The 17,676-nt window shown below is 63.4% G+C and carries 16 protein-coding genes; 6 read left to right on the forward strand and 10 right to left on the reverse strand.

The genetic code is table 11. The annotated features are described in order from the left end of the window. The 4 genes from B0B52_RS16495 to B0B52_RS16510 form a co-directional block, all read left to right on the forward strand. The coding region (locus B0B52_RS16495) for an oxidoreductase-like domain-containing protein (RefSeq protein WP_371327406.1) at positions 1–214 on the forward strand (214 nt) is incomplete at its 5' end. 101 nt (positions 215–315) lie between these two features. Continuing rightward, positions 316–1,014, forward strand: a complete 699-nt coding sequence (locus B0B52_RS22575; RefSeq protein WP_077594761.1) for a hypothetical protein — start codon at positions 316–318, stop codon at positions 1,012–1,014. 60 nt (positions 1,015–1,074) lie between these two features. Next, complete coding sequence (locus B0B52_RS16505; protein ID WP_077594762.1) at positions 1,075–2,337, forward strand: MFS transporter; 1,263 nt, start codon at positions 1,075–1,077, stop codon at positions 2,335–2,337. A gap of 171 nt (positions 2,338–2,508) precedes the next feature. After that, on the forward strand, positions 2,509–2,856 hold the full coding sequence (locus tag B0B52_RS16510; RefSeq protein ID WP_139351984.1) for a hypothetical protein: 348 nt from the start codon (positions 2,509–2,511) through the stop codon (positions 2,854–2,856). A gap of 35 nt (positions 2,857–2,891) precedes the next feature. On the opposite strand, the gene B0B52_RS16515 is transcribed toward B0B52_RS16510, so the two are convergent. The 4 genes from B0B52_RS16515 to B0B52_RS16530 form a co-directional block, all read right to left on the reverse strand. Continuing rightward, positions 2,892–3,572: a L,D-transpeptidase gene (locus B0B52_RS16515; protein ID WP_077594764.1), complete on the reverse strand. Its 681-nt coding sequence runs from the start codon at positions 3,570–3,572 to the stop codon at positions 2,892–2,894. Between the two features lie 243 nt (positions 3,573–3,815). After that, positions 3,816–4,547 carry a hypothetical protein gene (locus tag B0B52_RS16520; protein WP_077594765.1) on the reverse strand — a complete coding sequence of 244 codons (732 nt, stop codon included), beginning with the start codon at positions 4,545–4,547 and terminating at the stop codon, positions 3,816–3,818. Between the two features lie 79 nt (positions 4,548–4,626). Then, positions 4,627–4,896, reverse strand: a complete 270-nt coding sequence (locus B0B52_RS16525; protein WP_077594766.1) for a hypothetical protein — start codon at positions 4,894–4,896, stop codon at positions 4,627–4,629. Positions 4,897–5,312: 416 nt separating this feature from the next. Continuing rightward, positions 5,313–6,236: an SDR family NAD(P)-dependent oxidoreductase gene (locus B0B52_RS16530; RefSeq protein ID WP_077594767.1), complete on the reverse strand. Its 924-nt coding sequence runs from the start codon at positions 6,234–6,236 to the stop codon at positions 5,313–5,315. 270 nt (positions 6,237–6,506) lie between these two features. Here B0B52_RS16530 and B0B52_RS16535 point away from each other — a divergent pair, with 270 nt between their 5' ends. Then, a complete protein-coding gene (locus B0B52_RS16535) occupies positions 6,507–7,385 on the forward strand; it encodes an NUDIX hydrolase (RefSeq protein WP_077594768.1) in 879 nt (292 codons plus the stop codon). Here B0B52_RS16535 and B0B52_RS16540 read toward each other — a convergent pair. The 5 genes from B0B52_RS16540 to B0B52_RS16560 form a co-directional block, all read right to left on the reverse strand. Next, positions 7,290–8,345: a tRNA-dihydrouridine synthase gene (locus B0B52_RS16540; protein WP_077594769.1), complete on the reverse strand. Its 1,056-nt coding sequence runs from the start codon at positions 8,343–8,345 to the stop codon at positions 7,290–7,292. The two genes, B0B52_RS16535 and B0B52_RS16540, sit on opposite strands and share 96 nt — an antisense overlap. 369 nt (positions 8,346–8,714) lie before the next feature. Continuing rightward, complete coding sequence (locus B0B52_RS16545) at positions 8,715–10,121, reverse strand: efflux transporter outer membrane subunit (RefSeq protein WP_077594770.1); 1,407 nt, start codon at positions 10,119–10,121, stop codon at positions 8,715–8,717. A gap of 28 nt (positions 10,122–10,149) precedes the next feature. Continuing rightward, on the reverse strand, positions 10,150–13,392 hold the full coding sequence (locus B0B52_RS16550) for an efflux RND transporter permease subunit (protein ID WP_077594771.1): 3,243 nt from the start codon (positions 13,390–13,392) through the stop codon (positions 10,150–10,152). Between the two features lie 34 nt (positions 13,393–13,426). Next, entirely contained in the window at positions 13,427–14,665 is a 1,239-nt protein-coding gene (locus tag B0B52_RS16555) for an efflux RND transporter periplasmic adaptor subunit (protein ID WP_077594772.1), read from the reverse strand. Between the two features lie 31 nt (positions 14,666–14,696). Continuing rightward, entirely contained in the window at positions 14,697–15,578 is an 882-nt protein-coding gene (locus B0B52_RS16560) for an alpha/beta hydrolase (RefSeq protein WP_139351986.1), read from the reverse strand. A gap of 167 nt (positions 15,579–15,745) precedes the next feature. Between B0B52_RS16560 and B0B52_RS16565 the strand changes: the two genes are divergently transcribed. After that, positions 15,746–16,714 carry a LysR family transcriptional regulator gene (locus B0B52_RS16565; RefSeq protein ID WP_077594773.1) on the forward strand — a complete coding sequence of 323 codons (969 nt, stop codon included), beginning with the start codon at positions 15,746–15,748 and terminating at the stop codon, positions 16,712–16,714. A gap of 382 nt (positions 16,715–17,096) precedes the next feature. Here B0B52_RS16565 and B0B52_RS16575 read toward each other — a convergent pair whose 3' ends face one another. After that, a complete protein-coding gene (locus tag B0B52_RS16575) occupies positions 17,097–17,606 on the reverse strand; it encodes a DUF1993 family protein (protein WP_077594793.1) in 510 nt (169 codons plus the stop codon). Positions 17,607–17,676: the final 70 nt, after the last annotated feature.

A 17,676-nucleotide genomic window follows, 5' to 3' on the forward strand; every position in this document is an offset into this window, starting at 1 on the left:
GACCACACCCCCTCCCCCCACCAGCCCGGATGCCGCCCGGGCCATGTTCAGTGCATTGGGCAGGAAAGCCGCTGCCGCAGGCCGGGTGTTGCGTGAACCACCGGCCGAACCCAGCACCTGCTGCGGCCGTGGCTGCAACGGCTGCGTGTGGGAAAGTTACTACGCAGCCGCCGCCTGGTGGCAGGAAGAAGCGCTGCAGGTGCTGAAAACTTGACTTGACCAGTCACATGAACGACCATCAATTGGCATGCCACCATGGCAGGGACCGGAACACCTCGGCCTCACCTCGGCCTTGTGGCAGCAGGGGATGCAAAGATGAAAAAAACGATTTTCAAGCTGCTGGGGCTCAAAACAGCTCCCACCAGCAACAAAGCTGGCAAGCCGGCCGCCGCAGCCAGGCCAGGAAAAACGTCCGACAGCCGGGACGCACAGCACACCATTGAAGACAACTCGGACAACGGCACACGGCGTCAGCTTGTTCAGGTACTGCTGCGCGAAGGCGTGCGCCAACACGGTATTCCGCCAGGCTGGCTTGAATGCCAGATGCTGGTGGTCAACAGCCGCAGCCGCGGCCCCGGAATGCATGTGCGCCTGGTGATGCGCCAATGGGACCAGCGCCTGCTCACATACGCCCTGGCCTTCCAGAATGATTTGATGGCCGCCATCAGCCGCTTCGAGCCCAAGGCCACGACCTGGCTGCATGGTGTTTCCTGGGAGTTCAACGTAGGCGACACCTGTCCCTACCCAGAAATGCCCGAGCCGATGTTTTGGCGCGGGGCCGCAGCGGCTCCCGCGGCTGAGCCTGCTGTGGCTCAGGCCGACCCGGCAACGCCGACCGCAGCAGCAGAAGCAAAAGCAGCACCAGTCCCCGCTGAAGGTGCGGACGATGAGGTGCTGCGCGACCTGAAAGACCTGCAAAGCATGTTTGCGGCGCGCGACGCCAGCCACGAAAAGCAGGCAGCTGCTGGTGGCCAGGCCGACTTCCAGCCCACCCAGCCCTCTCGGCTGGATTAAGGTGCCGAAGGTGCGCCGCGCCGCAATGGGCGACGCACGCCCGGTCAATCCAGCCCAACCATGAGCCCGCCACCCAACCCGCACGACCCATCGGCCCTGGCCGATTCCCGTTACGCCGTTTTCCGGCTGATGATCACCCTGGCCCTCATGACCGTGGGCGCCAGCGGCATGTATGTCGTGGCCGTGGTGTTGCCTGCGGTGCAGGCCGAATTCGGCGTGGCCCGGGCCGATGCCTCGCTGCCCTACACCCTGCTCATGATCGGTTTTGGCATAGGCGGCATGCTGATGGGCCGGCTGGCGGACCGCTTTGGCGTCATGGTGCCGCTGCTGATCGGTGCAGCCAGCCTGGGGCTGGGTTTCATCGGCGCATCCATGGCCGGCAGCATCTGGACATTCACCCTGGCGCATGGTTTCCTGATCGGCCTGTTCGGCAGCTCGGCCACCTTTGCGCCCTTGCTGGCCGACACATCGCTCTGGTTTGTGCGCAGGCGCGGTATTGCGGTGGCGGTGTGTGCCAGCGGCAACTACATTGGCGGCGCGATATGGCCGCCGGTGGTTCAGCATTTTGTGGAAACCGTCGGCTGGCGCCAAACCTACCTGGGCCTGGGCGTTTTCTGTTTTTTCAGCATGACGGCCCTGGCCCTGCTGATGCGCAAACGCCCGCCGCTGGCCGTTGCAGCGGCCACCTCCACCGCACAGTCGGCGCGGCCCAGCACCCTTCCCTTTGGACTTTCTCCCGGCAAGGCGCAAACCCTGCTGTGCGTGGCCGGCCTGGCCTGCTGCGTGGCCATGGCCATGCCGCAAGTGCACATCGTTTCCTACTGCAGCGACCTGGGTTACGGCGCGGCCCGCGGCGCTGAAATGCTTTCGCTCATGCTGGCCTGCGGGGTCGTCAGCCGCCTGGTGTCCGGCCTGATTTGCGACCGTATCGGTGGTTTGCGCACACTGCTGCTGGGCTCCGCACTGCAGGGCATTGCACTGCTGCTGTTCCTGCCTTTCGATGGCCTGGTATCGCTCTACCTGATTGCTGCGCTGTTCGGCCTGTTCCAGGGCGGCATCGTTCCTTCGTACGCGATCATCGTGCGCGAATATTTCCTGCCCTCCGAGGCCGGCGCACGGGTCGGCACGGTCATCATGGCCACCATGCTCGGCATGGCGCTGGGAGGCTGGATGTCGGGCAAGGTGTTTGACCTGACGGGCTCCTACCAGGCAGCTTTCATCAATGGCATTGCCTGGAACCTGCTGAACTTCAGCATTGCTGCTTTTCTGCTTTACCGGGTGCGCGGTCGCAGCCCTGCGCAGACCTCTCCGGTCAGAATCTGAGGCATCAAATCGGTCATCCCCCCTTATTGCACGGGCACAAGCAGCTATCTATTTCATAGCACATGCCAACCCGTGAAAACCGGTGTTTTCCGCTTACACCGCAATGGGCAGCAGGCCTGCATCACCCGCACGGGTGCGCGGCGGAAGATGGCCTTTTGGAAAGGTCTGCGCATGAACACCGCTCTCAAATACGCCTTGGGCACCCTGCTGCCAACACTGTTCGCCAGCCAGGCGATGGCCTGCTACACCGTCTACAACCGCAACAACCAGGTGCTCTACCATGCGGCCGCAGCGCCGGTGGACATGCGCTACCAGCTTCACCAGACGCTGCCGGCGGTGTATCCGGGCGGGCACATGGTGTTTTCGATCACGGACACGAACTGCCCGGCCGTCAACGAACGCGCCGCGACCAGGGTGTCAACCGTCAATTCCCTGTCCCGGCGCGAGTCATATGTGGAAGGGCCTTCGGCGGCGCCGGCCCGGTCGCCAAACCCGGCTGGGCAATCAGGAAACAATTAAAAGAACGACCCCGGCCTGGAACGGCCGGCCGGGCGTCAGGGCTGGCTGGCGCTGATCTGGTAGCTGCCGAACAGCGCATGTGCAGGCTGCGTCTCGGGCAGCACGTACACCACGCTGAAGCTCTTGCCCATCAGGGGAGCCACAACGTTTTCATAAAAAGCCACAGGCACCACGACGCAACCGAGCGAAATGCGGTTGTCACCCGGTGTGCTGGAGGCCAGGCGCTGCAGCCGCTGCTCCTGGCTGTTGTCCGGGCGCACGCGGTGAATCGCCAGGCCCTCGCTGTACTGAATCCAGATGATGTCTTCGCCCTGCAGATTGCGCCCCGGACGGGACAGAAAGCGGCCGGCAGGCGTGGTGCGCTCCAGAGGCAGGATGTCGGTAATCTTGCGCTGACCGATGCCGGGGACGGTATGGTCACCGGACGCCAGGCCCAGCAAGGCGGGTGTTGAGCCACGCAACTGGCCGTTGCCTTCAAAGACGTACATGCGCGCGTCTTTTTTATCAACGATGACAAAGGGCAGATGACGGTTGTCGAAAGTTTCCATCACCCAGCGGGCGGTGTAGCGGGCGTCGGCCGACGCACCTTCGGCCGCCAGCGCCAGCAATGCCGGCGGTGAAGCATGAATGCCTTCCTGCGCCAGCACAGGCAGGGACGGCAAGAACAACGCAAGCAGGGCAACTGCGGTGCACAGCGTCTTGGTCTTGGTCGTCATTCAGGGGCCCGGTTGAATGGAGGTTGGTTCTACAAACCGATACAAAATCGATATGTAGGACACATCCTACCGGCGCCCCATTTGGCCTGGCAAGTTGAGGGCTATTCACCCGGTGAAAAACACTACTGAATTGATAGCTGCTTACGCCCGAAGAACAAGGGCTACAGCCTGATTTAGCCCTTCATTTCCGGGATTTCCCGGGTCAAACGCATTTGTAGGTTTTAGCCGACACGGCGCAACCCATCAGGGCTGCGAAGCCAGCAGGCTGCTGTTGCCAAAAACAGCTTGCAGGGGTCGGGTTTCAGGCAGGACGTAAACCACACCGCGTGCCTTCCCCAGCGACGGCTTCACGGTGCCTTCGTAAAACGCAGTCGGCAGGTTGATGCAGCCGAAGGAGATGCGGTTGTCATCCGGTGTTTCCGAGGCGAGACGTTCAAGGCGGCGCTCTTTCGGCTCCTTCGCCCGCACCCGGTGCATGGAAACCGCGGCGCCATAGTCCACCCACACGATGTCTTCACCATGCGAATTGATGCCCGGCGAGGAAACAAAGCGGCCGGCAGGCGTTGTGCGCTCATGCGGTTGGATTGCCGACATTTCCCGGTCGCCAATACCGGAAACGGAATCGTCACCCACGGCCGACCCCATCAGGGCCGGCGCTGCACCCTGCAGCTTTCCGCTGGGGCTGAATACAAACACCCTGACATGCTGTTTGTCGACAATGACAAACGGCATGCCGCGATGATCGCGCGAATGCATCACCCAGTCAGCCATCTGCCGCACTTCCGATGCGGCCTGTTCACCTGCCAGATCGGCCACCCGGGGCAAATTGGCAAGCACAACGTTTTGCGGCACACCCAGGCGAGTTTGAAGCTGCCGGGAGGTGACTTGCCCGGGCAACAGAAGCGCCATGACAGCACACCCGATACCCAAACCCTTGAGGACGGCATCCAGCTGTTCGGCAACCTGTTTGAGCATGGTAATTTGACCCTTTTCATGCGCCGGGGAGGGCAAGGCCAATGGCCCCGCCCTCCCCGGACGATCTGAGCTTGCTTACTTAGTTACGGTCAGCACGGGGAGCCATCGGCTCAGGCTGGACTGTGCTGCTGTTGTCGACGGATGTGCCGGTGCTGGTAGACGGCTGTGCCTGCAGAGTGCTGCCGGAGGAGCTGGTGTCACCCGTTGCAGGCGTCGAAGGCGACTGCTGCAGGACAGGGCCTGCCGAGTCAGGCGTTGGGCTGGCAGCGGTTTGTGCGTAGGCATAACCTGCGCCTGCCACCAGTGCGATTGCCGTGATGGCCGCTGTCAGAGATTTCGTTGCTTTCATGTGTAGCTCCTGAATAAAACCCCGAAGGGCGGTTGCTAGGAATGCCGATCGATTGACCGACTAAATTCAATTTAGGACTACATCGAAAAGCCAAAGGTCGGTCTGTGACCCACAGGCCTGTAGGACAGGTCCGGGCTTAGGATTGCTTGCATATCCTTACCTCCGGTTGCATCAGGGGCTTGCACGGAGTCACGGAATATTCACGGCACAGGCAAATCTGCAGGAACGACGGACACGGACTACAAAAGCCATCCGCACCAGCCTGCATCAACGCGCCCTGGCCAGCGAAGAAACTGCAGCTGTGCCAGCCGGGCTCCGCGCTACAAAGACAGGTATCGGACTTCCACCCCTTGTGGCGAAATGTCTGAACATTGTCCAGCGGGCCTGGCTGCATCTTCGCTACATCTTCATTTTTGTCAGGCCACAGCCTGCTTTCCCGACTGCGCCATCGCCAGCGCAATCTCATTGCTTCCTTGCGCTGAACCACTCTGCGGCACCATCTCGCCGGTGCGTTGCGTTACTTCGGAAAGCCGCGACGCGAGCAGTTCCGGCACGCCCTCTCCGGTACCCAGATGAACACCCGTTGTGAGCGTGATGTTCGCCGCCTCGAAGCTGCCCGCTCCTGCACAAAGAATGGTTCGTGTGGGTGCGTCCTGCGATGCAAGCACAAGCATTGCCGGCACAACGGCTTCCGGTTGCAGCGCGCGCAGAACTTCTTCGGGCATCAAACCTTCCGTCATGCGCGTGGCAGCGGTGGGCGCCAGGCAATTGACGCGGATGTTATTTTTTGCGCCTTCAATGGCCAGCGTCTGCATCAGGCCGACCAGCGCCATTTTTGCGGCACCGTAGTTGGACTGGCCAAAGTTTCCGTACAAGCCCGACGATGAAGTGGTCATCACGATGCGGCCGTGCTTCTGCGCGACCATGATGTCCCACACTGCCTTGGTGCAATGCACGGCGCCCATCAGATGCACATTCATGACCAGCGCAAAGTCGGCCAGGTCCATCTTGGCAAAACTTTTGTCACGCAAAATGCCGGCGTTGTTGACCAGGATGTCCACACGGCCCCAGGCCGTCATGGCCTGCTGCACCATGGCCTGCACTGCGGCAAAGTCCGTGACGGAAGCGCCGTTGGCAAGCGCCTCGCCGCCGGCTTCGCGAATTTCATTGACCACCGCTTCAGCCGCGCTGACTGACGCGCCCGATCCATCGCGCGCACCGCCGAGATCGTTGACCACCACTTTGGCCCCGCGCCTGGCCAGTGCCAGCGCGTGTTGCCGGCCCAACCCGCCGCCTGCGCCCGTGACGATGGCAACCCGCCCTTTGAAATCCATGTCCATGTTTTTGTCCTGTCCTGTTGGTGATCGGTAGCCGGCTTGAGGAAGCGCTGAACAGGTCCCCTGCGACGCGCGATCATCCGGGCTCGGGCGGTCTGCGGCGTTGAATTTCTTGCCAATAGCCAGCTATTGGCTGCGAAATCCGCCTTGCATCCCATCCCGATCCGTCTGCCGCACTTCCGCAAGGACCTATTCAGCGCTTCCTAAGGCTCTGGTAGCCTTCCATGCCACGCCGTACTGTAATGGAGCGTGAAGCACCGCCTGAAAGCCGCCATGGAATTGAATCTCGAGATCGTCACCACCCCGCCACGCCCGGCCGCCACCGTGGTTTTGCTGCGCGACGCGCCAGCCGGGCTGGAAGTGTTCCTGATGAAACGCCACGGCCTGTCTGACGTTCTGGGCGGCGCTTACGTTTTCCCTGGCGGCAAGCTGGATGCAGCAGACGCCGAGCTGGACATGGCGGCGCACCTGGACCAGCCGCTGGACGCGTTGCATGCCGGGCTGAATGAACCCGAAATTGACGCACGAACCGCCGGCGCGCTGTACGTTGCCGCGCTGCGCGAAGCCTTTGAGGAGTGCGGTGTGCTGTTCGCACAGGGCCAGCCCGCCAGCGGACTGGCAGACCGTGCTGCCGCCTTGCTGCGTGACGGTCTTCACTTCAACGCAGTGCTTGCCCAGATGGCGCTGCGTTTGCAAACACTCAGCGTGGTGCCCTGGTCGCGCTGGATCACGCCCACCGCGCCGTCGGTGATGAACAAGCGGTTTGACACACGTTTTTTTGTGGCCGCGGTACCCGACGGCCAGGTGGCGAGCCACGACAACTTTGAAACCACGGACAGCGTGTGGCTGAGCCCGCGCCAAGCGCTGCAGCAATACTGGGACCGCCAGATCGAGCTGGCGCCGCCGCAGATCATGAGCCTGGCGCATCTCTCGCGCCACGCGGGTGTGGCCAGCGTGCTGGCAGCGGCGCACGCGCGTCAGCCGCCGGTCATCCAGCCCGAACCTTTTGACGATGAAGGCGGCCGGGTGATTTGTTACCCCGGCGATGCCAGGCACTCAGTGCGCGAACAGGCCCTGCCCGGCCCCACGCGCCTGAGCTACCGCAATAAGCGGTTCGAGCCCGAGGACGGTTTCGAAGCGCTGTTCGGCTGAAGCCGTGCGCCGTGGCACCTGTGCGCCGGCCGCTGCGAGCCAGCGGCTGATGGCTGCGGGTTCATTGAGGGTCCGCAACGCCTGGTAGGCCAGCTCAGCTTCCGGATGGCGCCGGCGCAGGAAGTTGAGCCACTGCTTGATCCGGCCCGCGCGTGAATGCGCATCAAGCCGGCTGCAAACCAGCTCCCAGAATTCGGCCAGCAACGGCAGCAAGGCCTCCCACGCCAGGCCCGCATGGGCGCCACCGCCCCGGATGGCCAGGGCCAAACCCGGGTCGGCCACCGCGCCGCGGCCCAGCATCAGCATGTCGCAACCCGAAGCCTCACGGCACCGGCGTGCATCTTCCACCGTCCAGATCTCGCCATTGGCCACCACCGGAATGCTGACAGCTGCACGGATGTCGGCAATGCGTTCCCAATAAGCCGGCGGCCGGTAAGCCTGCGCCTTGGTACGGGCGTGCACCACAAGCTCGCTCGCGCCGCTGCCGGCAATCGCCAACGCGCACGCTATGGCTTTGCTGTCGTCGTGAAAGCCCAGCCGCATCTTGGCCGATACCGGCATGGATGCGGGTACTGCGCGCCGCACGGCCGCAACAATGGCGGCAATCGTTTCGGGCTCTTGCAGCAGCGCGGCCCCGCCGCCATGGCGGTTGACCACCTTGGCCGGGCAGCCGAAATTAAGGTCGATGCCCGCCGGCCCCAGCGTGGCAAGCCGCGCCGCGTTTTCTGCCAGGCACACCGGGTCGGACCCGAGCAGTTGCGCCCGCACCGGTACGCCCGCCAGCGTGCGGCCACCCGTGTGCAGCTCGGGCACGATGCGCGTGAACACACGCTCGGGCAGCAACTGGTCAGTGATGCGGATGAATTCGGACACACAGCGGTCAATGCCGCCCGCCCGCGTCAGGATGTCGCGCAACACAAAATCAAGCAGCCCCTCCATGGGGGCCAGCAGGATGGTCATGGTTTCACCCCTGACAGGACGGTGAAGATGGCGGAGACGATGAGAGGAATGGACATGGATAGGCCGGGCAGGATGCAGGTGTTTTAACAGATGACCGGCTCCGCAGGCCCGAAAAGGCCGTTTTCAGGCTTTTCCACTAATAAAAAAGCGCTTTCCCCCAATAGGCGCGGGTGCAAGCAGCTATAAATTACATAGCAGAAGAAACCGCCGAGCTACTTGCATCCAGATCGCAGACAGCACGAAGCACACTCTTACCCAGTGGGGGCCGCGGGTCCGGCTCCGCCGGCCCGCAGGCGCCCGTCCCCTGCAAGGGGAAAGGGCGCTACACGAAGTGAGCGCCAATAGGGGTGTGCCTATTTCACAGGGGTGTCAAGTGTTCCAGCCACCGCCCAGCGCACGGATCAACCCCACCGTGGCCACGTACTGCGACGCTTTCACCTGCAGCGCCTGGCGGCGATTGCGCAGTTCGCTGCGCTGTGCATCAAGCAGCTCGAGCTGGCTGACAAAGCCGTTGCGGTAGCGCGAGTCCGACAGCAGCGTGGCGCGCGCAGCAGAAGCAACCGAGCGCGACTGGGCCTCGGACTGCTCCGCCAGCAGGCGCAGGGCCGAGAGCTGGTCTTCCACGTCCCTGAAGGCGACGAGGATCTGCTCGCGGTAGCTGGCCAGCGCAATATCAAGTTCGGCATTGGCGTTGTTAACCCCGGCTTCACGGCGGCCGCCGTCAAACAGCGGCAACGACAGCAAGGCCCCAACGCCCCAGGCGCGGGTGGACATCTTGAACAGGTCGCCGATTTCGGGCGCAGCGTAACCGCCATTGGCCGTCAGCGAGAAAACCGGAAACCAGGCGGCTTTGGCCACGCCCACACGCGCCTGCGCGGCCTGCATGCTGCTCTGGGCGGCCGACACATCAGGCCGGCGCACCAGCACCGTGCTCGGTACACCGGCGGGTATCACCGGCAGGGCCGTGGTCCATTCGCCCGAAGGGAGCTGAAAACTCGAAGCCACCTCGCCCACCAGCACGGCGAGTGCATGCTCCAGCTCGGCGCGGCGGCGGTCCAGCGCGAGTGCTTCCGATTCGGTGGAGGCCACCTCGGTGCGCACCCGGGCCACATCCAGTTCGGCCACGTCGCCTTCCCTGAAACGCACTTCAGTCAGACGCAAAGTGTTGCGGTAGGCCTGCAGCGTGTCGCGGACCAGGGCGCGTTCAGCGTCAAGTGCGCGCAGGTTCAGATAGGTTTGCGCCACGTCTGCCTGCACCAGCAATTGCGCACTGCGCAGCAGCGACTCGCGCGACTGCGCGTCCAGCGAGGCGGCATCCGAGGCACCCGCCAACTTGCCGAAGAGATCCACCTCGTAGGAAAAATTGGCACCCACACTCACCACGGTTTTGGGCCGGTTGTTGGCCGCAGGGTCGGTCTGGCGAACCGCGCCAGCGCCCAGGCCGAGCTGGGGCGAACGGTCAGCGTCGGCACGGCGCGCGATGGCACGCGCCTGCGCCAGCCTGCCCGCTGCAACCGACAAGCTGTTGTTGCTGCGCAGCGCCTGCGTCACCAGCTGGTCCAGCACCGGGTCAGAAAAAGCCTTCCACCATTGCGCCTGGAAAGGCGCGGCGGGGGCCGTGTCGGCCGCCACCGCCCTGCTCTCCCGGAACAGGGTCGGGGTCACCGGCAGGGCTGAGGGGTCAATGGCAGGCGGGCTGCTTGCGCAACCGGCGAGTACCAGCGCAGCCATCAGGGGCGCCAGCAACGGGCGAGCCGCAGGAAAGAGATAGGTCATGGTTGTCACTCCCGGGTAAGGGTGGGTTTTATTCATGGTGTTTCAGGGAAGCCGCCGGTTGCGCATGCAGCGCTGCGCCACCGCTGGCCGAACTGCCGGCAAAGGCTTCCACATGCGGCACCTCGCCGTGCAGCTTGAGCGGGCGGTTACCGGTGAGGCTGCGCAGGGCCACATAAAAGACGGGCGTGAGGAACAGCCCGAAAGCCGTGACGCCGATCATTCCGGAGAACACCGCCACACCCATGGCGGCGCGCATCTCGGCGCCCGCGCCGGTGGAAAGCACCAGGGGCAGCACGCCCATGATGAAGGCCAGCGAGGTCATGAGGATGGGGCGTAGACGCAGGCGGCTGGCTTCAATTGCGGCCTGCACCGGCGAGCGCCCGGCAAACTCGAGCTCGCGTGCAAACTCCACGATCAGAATCGCGTTTTTCGCCGACAGCCCGACCAGCACCATCAGCCCGATCTGCGTGAAGACGTTGTTGTCGCCGCTCGAGACCCAGACACCGGTCATCGCCGCCAGCAGGCTCATGGGCACGATCAGGATGATGGCGATCGGCAACGTCAGGCTTTCGTACTGCGCGGCCAGCACCAGGAAGACCAGCAGGATGGCGAGCGGGAACACCAGCACCGCCGAATTGCCGGCCAGGATTTCCTGGTAGGTCAGCTCGGTCCACTCGTAGCTGATGCCTTTGGGCAGGGTCTCGGCTGCGATGCGTTCAATCGCTTCCTGCGCCTGGCCGGACGAATAGCCGGGAGCAGGCCCGCCACTGACGTCGGCCGACAGGTAGCCGTTGTAGCGCATCGCACGCTCGGGGCCAAAGCTGGGCTGCACCTTCATCAGCGCCGAGAGCGGCACCATTTCGCCGGTGGTCGAACGCACCTTGAGCAGGCCCACATCCTCCGCCCTTGCACGGTAAGGCGCATCAGCCTGCACACGCACGCTGTAGGTGCGGCCGAACTTGTTGAAGTCGTTCGCGTACAGGCTGCCGAGGTAGATCTGCATGGTGTCAAAAATGTCGGTCACCGGCACATTGAGCTGGCGCGCCTTGGTGCGGTCGATGTCGGCGTACAGCTGCGGCACGTTGACCTGCCAGCTGGTGAAGGTGCCGGCGATCTCCGGCGCCTGCGCCACCTTGGCCAGGAAAGCTTTCACGGCACCGTCCATCGCGTCGTAGCCCAGCGAGCCGCGGTCTTCCAGCTGCAGTTTGAAGCCGCCCGTGGTACCCAGTCCTTCGACCGGCGGCGGCGGGAACATCACGATGAAGGCGTCCTGGATGCCGGCGAAAGCCCCATTCAGTTGCCCCGCGACGGCGCCGCCACTCTGGTCTGCCTGCTTGCGTTCGGCAAAAGGCTTGAGCGTGGCGAAGACGATGCCGGAGTTGGAGCTGTTGGTGAAGCCGTTGATCGACAGACCGGGAAAGGCAATCGCGTCTTCCACATTCGGGTTCTTCTTCATGATCTCGCCCATGCGCTGGATCACGTCTTCAGTGCGGTCCAGCGTCGCACCGTCAGGCAGCTGCGCAAAACCGATCAGGTACTGCTTGTCCTGCGCCGGCACAAAGCCACCGGGTACCAGCTTGAAGATGCCGACCGTCGCGCCCACCAGCACCAGGTACATCACCAGCATCAGGGTCTTGCGCGAGATCGCGCCCTTCACGCCGGTGCTGTAGCCAGCCGCGCCGCGGCCGAACAGGCGGTTGAAGCCGGCGAAGAAACGGCCGAACACCTTGTCCATGCCACGCGTCAGCGCGTCCTTCGGTGCATCGTGGCTCTTGAGCAGCAAGGCCGCCAGCGCTGGCGAGAGCGTCAGCGAATTGATGGCCGAGATCACGGTCGAGATTGCAATCGTCACCGCGAACTGCCGGTAGAACTGGCCTGTCAGCCCACTGATGAAGGCCAGCGGCACAAACACCGCCACCAGCACCAGCGCAATCGCGATGATGGGGCCGGACACCTCGCGCATGGCGCGGTAGGTGGCCTCGCGCGGCGTGAGACCAGCCTCGATGTTGCGTTCCACGTTTTCCACCACCACGATGGCGTCATCGACCACGATGCCGATGGCCAGCACCAGCCCGAAGAGGCTGAGCGCGTTGATCGAAAAACCCAGCAGGTGCAGCACGGCAAAGGTACCCACCACCGACACCGGCACCGCCAGCAGCGGGATGATGGAAGCGCGCCAGGTCTGCAGGAACAGGATCACCACCAGCACCACCAGTGCAATGGCTTCAAGCAGGGTCGTGATCACCGACTTGATGGACGCACGCACAAACTGCGTCGGGTCGTAGGCGATGCGGTATTCCACGCCTTCAGGCATGTTCTTCGCCAGCTCGTCCATGGTCTGGCGCACGGCGTCCGAAATTTCCAGCGAATTGGAGCCGGGCGCCTGGAACACGCCCATGCCGACGGCAGGCTTGTTGTTCAGCAGCGAACGCAGGGCGTACTCGGAAGCGCCCAGTTCCAGGCGGGCGATATCGCGCAGCCGCGTCACCGCACCGTCGGCGCCGGTCTTGACAATGATGTCGCCGAACTCTTCCTCGTTCTGCAACCGGCCCTGTGCATTGATCGACAACTGCATGTCCACACCCGCCAGCCCCGGCGATGCGCCGACCACGCCAGCGGCCGCCTGCACGTTCTGCCCGCGGATGGCTGCCACCACGTCGCTGGCCGAGAGGCCGCGCTGCGCGACCTTCTGCGGGTCCAGCCAGACGCGCATGGAATAGTCACCGCCGCCAAAGACCTGCACCTGGCCCACGCCCTGGATGCGCGCAAGCCGGTCCTTGACGTTGAGCACCGCGTAGTTGCGCAGGTAGTTGATGTCATAGCGGTCATTCGGCGAGACCAGGTGCACCACCATCGTGATGTTGGGCGCGCTCTTGACCGTCGTCACGCCGAGCCGACGCACTTCCTCGGGCAGGCGCGGCTCGGCCTGCGAGACGCGGTTCTGCACCATCTGCTGCGCCTTGTCGGGGTCGGTGCCGAGCTTGAAGGTCACCGTCAGCGTCATCACGCCGTCGGTGGTGGCCTGGCTGCCCATGTAGAGCATGCCCTCGACGCCGTTGATGGCCTCTTCGAGCGGCATGGCCACGGTTTCGGCGATCACCTTGGGGTTGGCGCCGGGATACTGGGCGCGCACCACCACGGAAGGCGGCGCAACTTCCGGGTATTCGGAAATCGGCAGACCCTGCAATGCCACCAGGCCGGCAATCAGCATCAGCAGCGACAGCACGCCGGCAAAAATCGGCCGGTCAATAAAAAATTTTGAGAGATTCATGGCAATTCTTCTTGTTCAGGTATCAAGACCAGGCTTATGACTTGGCCGCGACCTTGACGGGCTTGTCGGCATTGAGAAGTTCTGTCTTGGCAGACATCTCGACCTGCTGCGGTGCGACCAACGCGCCGGGCCGGACACGTTGCAGGCCGTTGACCACAATTCGCTCATTGGCCGCCAGGCCGCCCTTGACCACGCGCAGGCCATTGACGGAAGCGCCCAGCGTGACTTCGCGGTACGCCGCCTTGTTATCCGCGCCCACGACCATGACGAACTTCTTGTTCTGGTCGGTACCCACCGCGCGCTCATTGATCAGCAATGCCGCCGTTTTGCCGGCCTGGCCCATGCGGATGCGTGCGAACTGGCCGGGCATGAGCTGGCCGTCCTTGTTGTCGAACACTGCACGTGCGCGCACGGTGCCGCTTTTGGCATCCACCTGGTTGTCAACCAGCTGCAGCTTGCCTTCAAACGGTGTGTCGGCACTGGCCGCCGTTCCCATCTGCACCGGAATTCGCTCGAGCTGGCGGTTCCCCGCAGCGCCGGTGCCCTGCACTTCTTTCAGTGCGCGGGCCACCACCTGCTCGTCGGCGTCAAAGCTCGCGTAGATCGGGCTCACGGAGACCAGGGTAGTCAACACGGGTGCGCCGGGGCCCGCGGCCACCAGGTTGCCCACCGTCACCTCCAGCTTGCCGACGCGGCCAGCCACCGGCGCACGCACCTGGGTGTAGCCCAGGCTCAGTTGCGCCGTTTGCAGCGCGGCCTGCGCCGCACGCAGGTTGGCATCGGCTTCGCCCTTGCCATTGGTGCGCTCGTCAAACTCGCGTTTTGAAATGGCCTGCTCGCTCCACAGGCGCTGCGAACGGTCGTGCTCGCCTTTGGCCTGTGCCAGACGCGCCTGCGCGGCCGCAACCTGCGCACCGGCACGCTCCACTTCAGCGGCATAAGGTGCCGGGTCAATCGTCAGAAGCAGTTCGCCTTTTTTGACGAGTGCGCCCTCACGGAAATGAACTGCCTGGATGGTGCCCGCCACACGCGAACGAATGTCCACGCGCTCCACCGCTTCCAGTCGGCCCGAAAACTCGTCCCAGGCAGCCACTTCGCTTTGCACGACCACGGCCACGGAGACCGGCATGGCGGGCGGCTCTGCCCCGGCGCCGGGTTGGGCCCGGGAACTGCTGCCGCCAAAAATCACGACCGACAAAGTGGTGACGGCCAACACGGCCAGCGCAACGGCCAGCAGGCGGCGCTTGTGGGTGTGTAAACGAATCGATGGCATGAAAAACTCCGTCAAAAAGAAAACAAAAAAATCAGGAACTGGAGAGCAGGCTGCTCTGCACGCTTTGGGCGGCGGCCATGCTGGCAAAAAAATCGCTGAACTGCTTTTGCACAAGCGCCGGCCAGCCGGCCTGCTCATGGCTGGTATCGAGATAGCTGCCAGGCCAACCGGTCGGTCCGGGCAGCACGACCTCATGCGCAAAAAGTCCCGCGGCGCGCAACCGCTCCGTGTAGGCCTGCGTCTCATCACGCATGGGATCGTCCTCGGCCGTGATCAAGAGCGTGGGCGGCAAGCCTGACAAACGAAAAACTGAGCCCGGCACGGCATACGGATGGCTGGCGTCTTCCAGCCGGGGCAGGTAGCTGTGCCAGCCGTCAGCCCAGGTGCACCCCACAGGGCCGGCATGAACATCGCGCAGCGAGGCCGTGCCCAGGCACGGGTCCAGCATCGGCGATAGAAGAATCTGGCCGGCCAGCTGGGGGCCTCGCCGGTCCCGCGCAAGCAGGGTCACGGCCGCCGCAATATTGCCGCCGGCCTCTTCGCCGGCCACAAACATCGGCGCTTCGTGCCCTGCCAGCTTGTGCCTGGCCTTCCAGGCCCACACCAAGGCGTCATAACCGGCCTCAACAGCCTGCGGGAAAGGGTGCGCGGGAGCCAGCGGATAGTCGAGCGACATCACCACCGCACCGCTGGCCGCGAGCAGGCGGCCAATGCAGGAACCGCCTTCGAGCGAGCCGCTGACAAAGGCCCCGCCGTGAAAGTGGAGCACCAGCGGCGAAACCCGGCTGGCTTGGCGGCTCCCGTAAAAACGAGCCCCCAGGGGCTCGCGCCGTCCCAGGTCGACCTGCTTTTCCACGCAGGTCGGCGGGGCTTTCGGGCTGGCCCGGCTGGAATGCTGCTGGCTTGTCATCATCTGGACCGCAATGGTTTGTTGTTGCAATGCAGCAGAAGATAGGCCCGATCAGCAAATCAATAAATGGGCAAAACGTATTTACTTTGTTCCAGAAATGGAACAATCACCCCTTAAAGGGCCAATGTTCCGGGCTATTCTTCGCAGCCCAGCTCAACAGGATTTTTCGGATGGACAAGTTTTCCGCCATGCAGGCTTTTGTACGGGTCGTGGAAGCCGGCACGTTTACCAAGGCCGCCGACTCGATGGCCATGCCCAAAGCCACAGTCACCAGATTGATCCAGACCCTGGAAAAGGAGCTGGACACCAAGCTGCTCAACCGCACCACCCGCAAGGTCACCGTGACGGCCGACGGCGCAGCCTATTTCGAGCGTGCCGGACGCCTGCTGGGCGACATGGAAGAGCTCGAATCGAGCATGTCGCGGGCCAAGGCCAGCCCGCGCGGCCGGCTCAAGGTGGATATTCCCGCCTCGCTGGGCATGGCGGTGATCATTCCCGCGCTGCCGGATTTTTATGCGCGTTACCCGGACATCCAGATTGAACTGGGCGTGAGCGACCGGCCGGTGGACATCATCACCGAGAACGTGGACTGCGTGATACGCGGCGGCGAGATCACCGACCAGTCGCTGGTGGCCCGCCGCATCGGCGAGTTTTACCTGATGTCCTGCGCCTCACCCGCCTACCTCAAGCGTCACGGCGTGCCCGTCCACCCGCGCGAACTTGAGCGAGCGCACAAGTTGATACGTTATTTTTCGCCGCGCGACGGCAAGCTCTACAACGTGACTCTGCACAAGGACGGCGAAAGTGTGGAGGTCGACGGCCAGCACCAACTGGCGGTCAATGACTCCAACGCCGGCGTTGCCGCAGCGCTGGCCGGCCTGGGCGTTTTGCAGACACTGAGCTTTCTGGTCCAGCATCACATCAGCAGTGGCGCGCTCGAGCCCCTGTTCGGCGGCTGGTGCTCCGAGCCCAAGCCCATCCATGTCGTCTACCCTCCCAACCGCCACCTGAGCAACAAGGTACGGGTCTTCGTGGACTGGATCGCCGAGTTGTTCTCCAAACACGACCTGATCCTGCGCAAGAGCACCCTCCCCGCTCGCGCAGAACGCGCAGAACGCGCTGCGGCCACTCTGGGGTAAGCTGGCTCGCAGCATGAACCGCAGGCGGTTCGGTTTTGGGTGCGGGCTTGTCCAGGACCTGCTGGTCCTACATCGAACGCGGGCACGTCTTACATGCCGCACTGCACAAGAGGCCTACATTCATTCCTTCATTGAAGGAGACCTCATGGCCCGGCCCGACACCCCCCGTAATGGGCGCAACGCCCCTTCCGGCACCAAGCAGACGGACAAACCGTCCACTCCCCCGAACAAGGGCTGGCCATTTGCTGAAGGTTCGCAAAATCACCTGGACGAAACTGCCGCGCCCTGGCCCCGGCCTTCCAACAAGCCAAGTTCCGGCTGGCCCGGGCGGAACAAGTAAGGCCAACGCCTGCCCGCACATCGCCGGGCAGGGTCGGGCACTTCAATAGCTGCCGATGAAGTCTTTCTTGCCGATTTCCACGCCGTTGTGGCGCAGGATGGCGTAGGCGGTGGTGGTGTGAAAGAAGAAATGCGGCAAGCCATAGTTGAACAAATAGGACTGGCCGCTGAAGATTTTTTCCTTGGGCGTTCCTGCCTGCGTCACGATGCGACGCTCTTCGCTTCCATCGATCTGCGCAGCGCTCAGGCTGTCCACAAAGGCCAGGGTTTTGGCAATGCGGGCCTGCAGGTCGGCAAAACTTTCTTCCTTGTCTTCAAAACTGGGAACATCAACACCGGCAATGCGCGCCGAAACGCTCTTGGCAAAATCGCAGGCCACCTGCACCTGGCGCAACAGGGCAAACATGTCGGGGTACAGACGTGCCTGCAACAAAACGGTGGGCTCGATCTTGCGGGCGGTGGCATGCGCCTCGGCTTTGGCCAGAACGCCGCTCAGGCCTCCCAGCATCTGTTTGAAAACGGGAACGGAAGCCTGGTACATCGAAAGCGTCATGAAAAGAGTCCTGGCACAAAGCCGGTTGAAGTAAAAATAAAAAGCCGGCAATTGCCAGGGCGTGAACAAG

It is taken from the genome of Polaromonas sp. A23, assembly GCF_002001015.1.
GTDB lineage: Bacteria > Pseudomonadota > Gammaproteobacteria > Burkholderiales > Burkholderiaceae_C > Polaromonas.

Excerpts from the sequence above, each read along its gene's own strand:
- B0B52_RS22575 (WP_077594761.1), top strand. The coding sequence starts at position 316 with ATGAAAAAAACGATTTTCAAGCTGCTGGGGCTCAAAACAGCTCCCACC.
- B0B52_RS16505 (WP_077594762.1), top strand. The coding sequence starts at position 1,075 with ATGAGCCCGCCACCCAACCCGCACGACCCATCGGCCCTGGCCGATTCC.
- B0B52_RS16510 (WP_139351984.1), top strand. The coding sequence starts at position 2,509 with ATGAACACCGCTCTCAAATACGCCTTGGGCACCCTGCTGCCAACACTG.
- B0B52_RS16515 (WP_077594764.1), bottom strand. The coding sequence starts at position 3,572 with ATGACGACCAAGACCAAGACGCTGTGCACCGCAGTTGCCCTGCTTGCG.
- B0B52_RS16520 (WP_077594765.1), bottom strand. The coding sequence starts at position 4,547 with ATGCTCAAACAGGTTGCCGAACAGCTGGATGCCGTCCTCAAGGGTTTG.
- B0B52_RS16525 (WP_077594766.1), bottom strand. The coding sequence starts at position 4,896 with ATGAAAGCAACGAAATCTCTGACAGCGGCCATCACGGCAATCGCACTG.
- B0B52_RS16530 (WP_077594767.1), bottom strand. The coding sequence starts at position 6,236 with ATGGACATGGATTTCAAAGGGCGGGTTGCCATCGTCACGGGCGCAGGC.
- B0B52_RS16535 (WP_077594768.1), top strand. The coding sequence starts at position 6,507 with ATGGAATTGAATCTCGAGATCGTCACCACCCCGCCACGCCCGGCCGCC.
- B0B52_RS16540 (WP_077594769.1), bottom strand. The coding sequence starts at position 8,345 with ATGACCATCCTGCTGGCCCCCATGGAGGGGCTGCTTGATTTTGTGTTG.
- B0B52_RS16545 (WP_077594770.1), bottom strand. The coding sequence starts at position 10,121 with ATGACCTATCTCTTTCCTGCGGCTCGCCCGTTGCTGGCGCCCCTGATG.
- B0B52_RS16550 (WP_077594771.1), bottom strand. The coding sequence starts at position 13,392 with ATGAATCTCTCAAAATTTTTTATTGACCGGCCGATTTTTGCCGGCGTG.
- B0B52_RS16555 (WP_077594772.1), bottom strand. The coding sequence starts at position 14,665 with ATGCCATCGATTCGTTTACACACCCACAAGCGCCGCCTGCTGGCCGTT.
- B0B52_RS16560 (WP_139351986.1), bottom strand. The coding sequence starts at position 15,578 with ATGATGACAAGCCAGCAGCATTCCAGCCGGGCCAGCCCGAAAGCCCCG.
- B0B52_RS16565 (WP_077594773.1), top strand. The coding sequence starts at position 15,746 with ATGGACAAGTTTTCCGCCATGCAGGCTTTTGTACGGGTCGTGGAAGCC.
- B0B52_RS16575 (WP_077594793.1), bottom strand. The coding sequence starts at position 17,606 with ATGACGCTTTCGATGTACCAGGCTTCCGTTCCCGTTTTCAAACAGATG.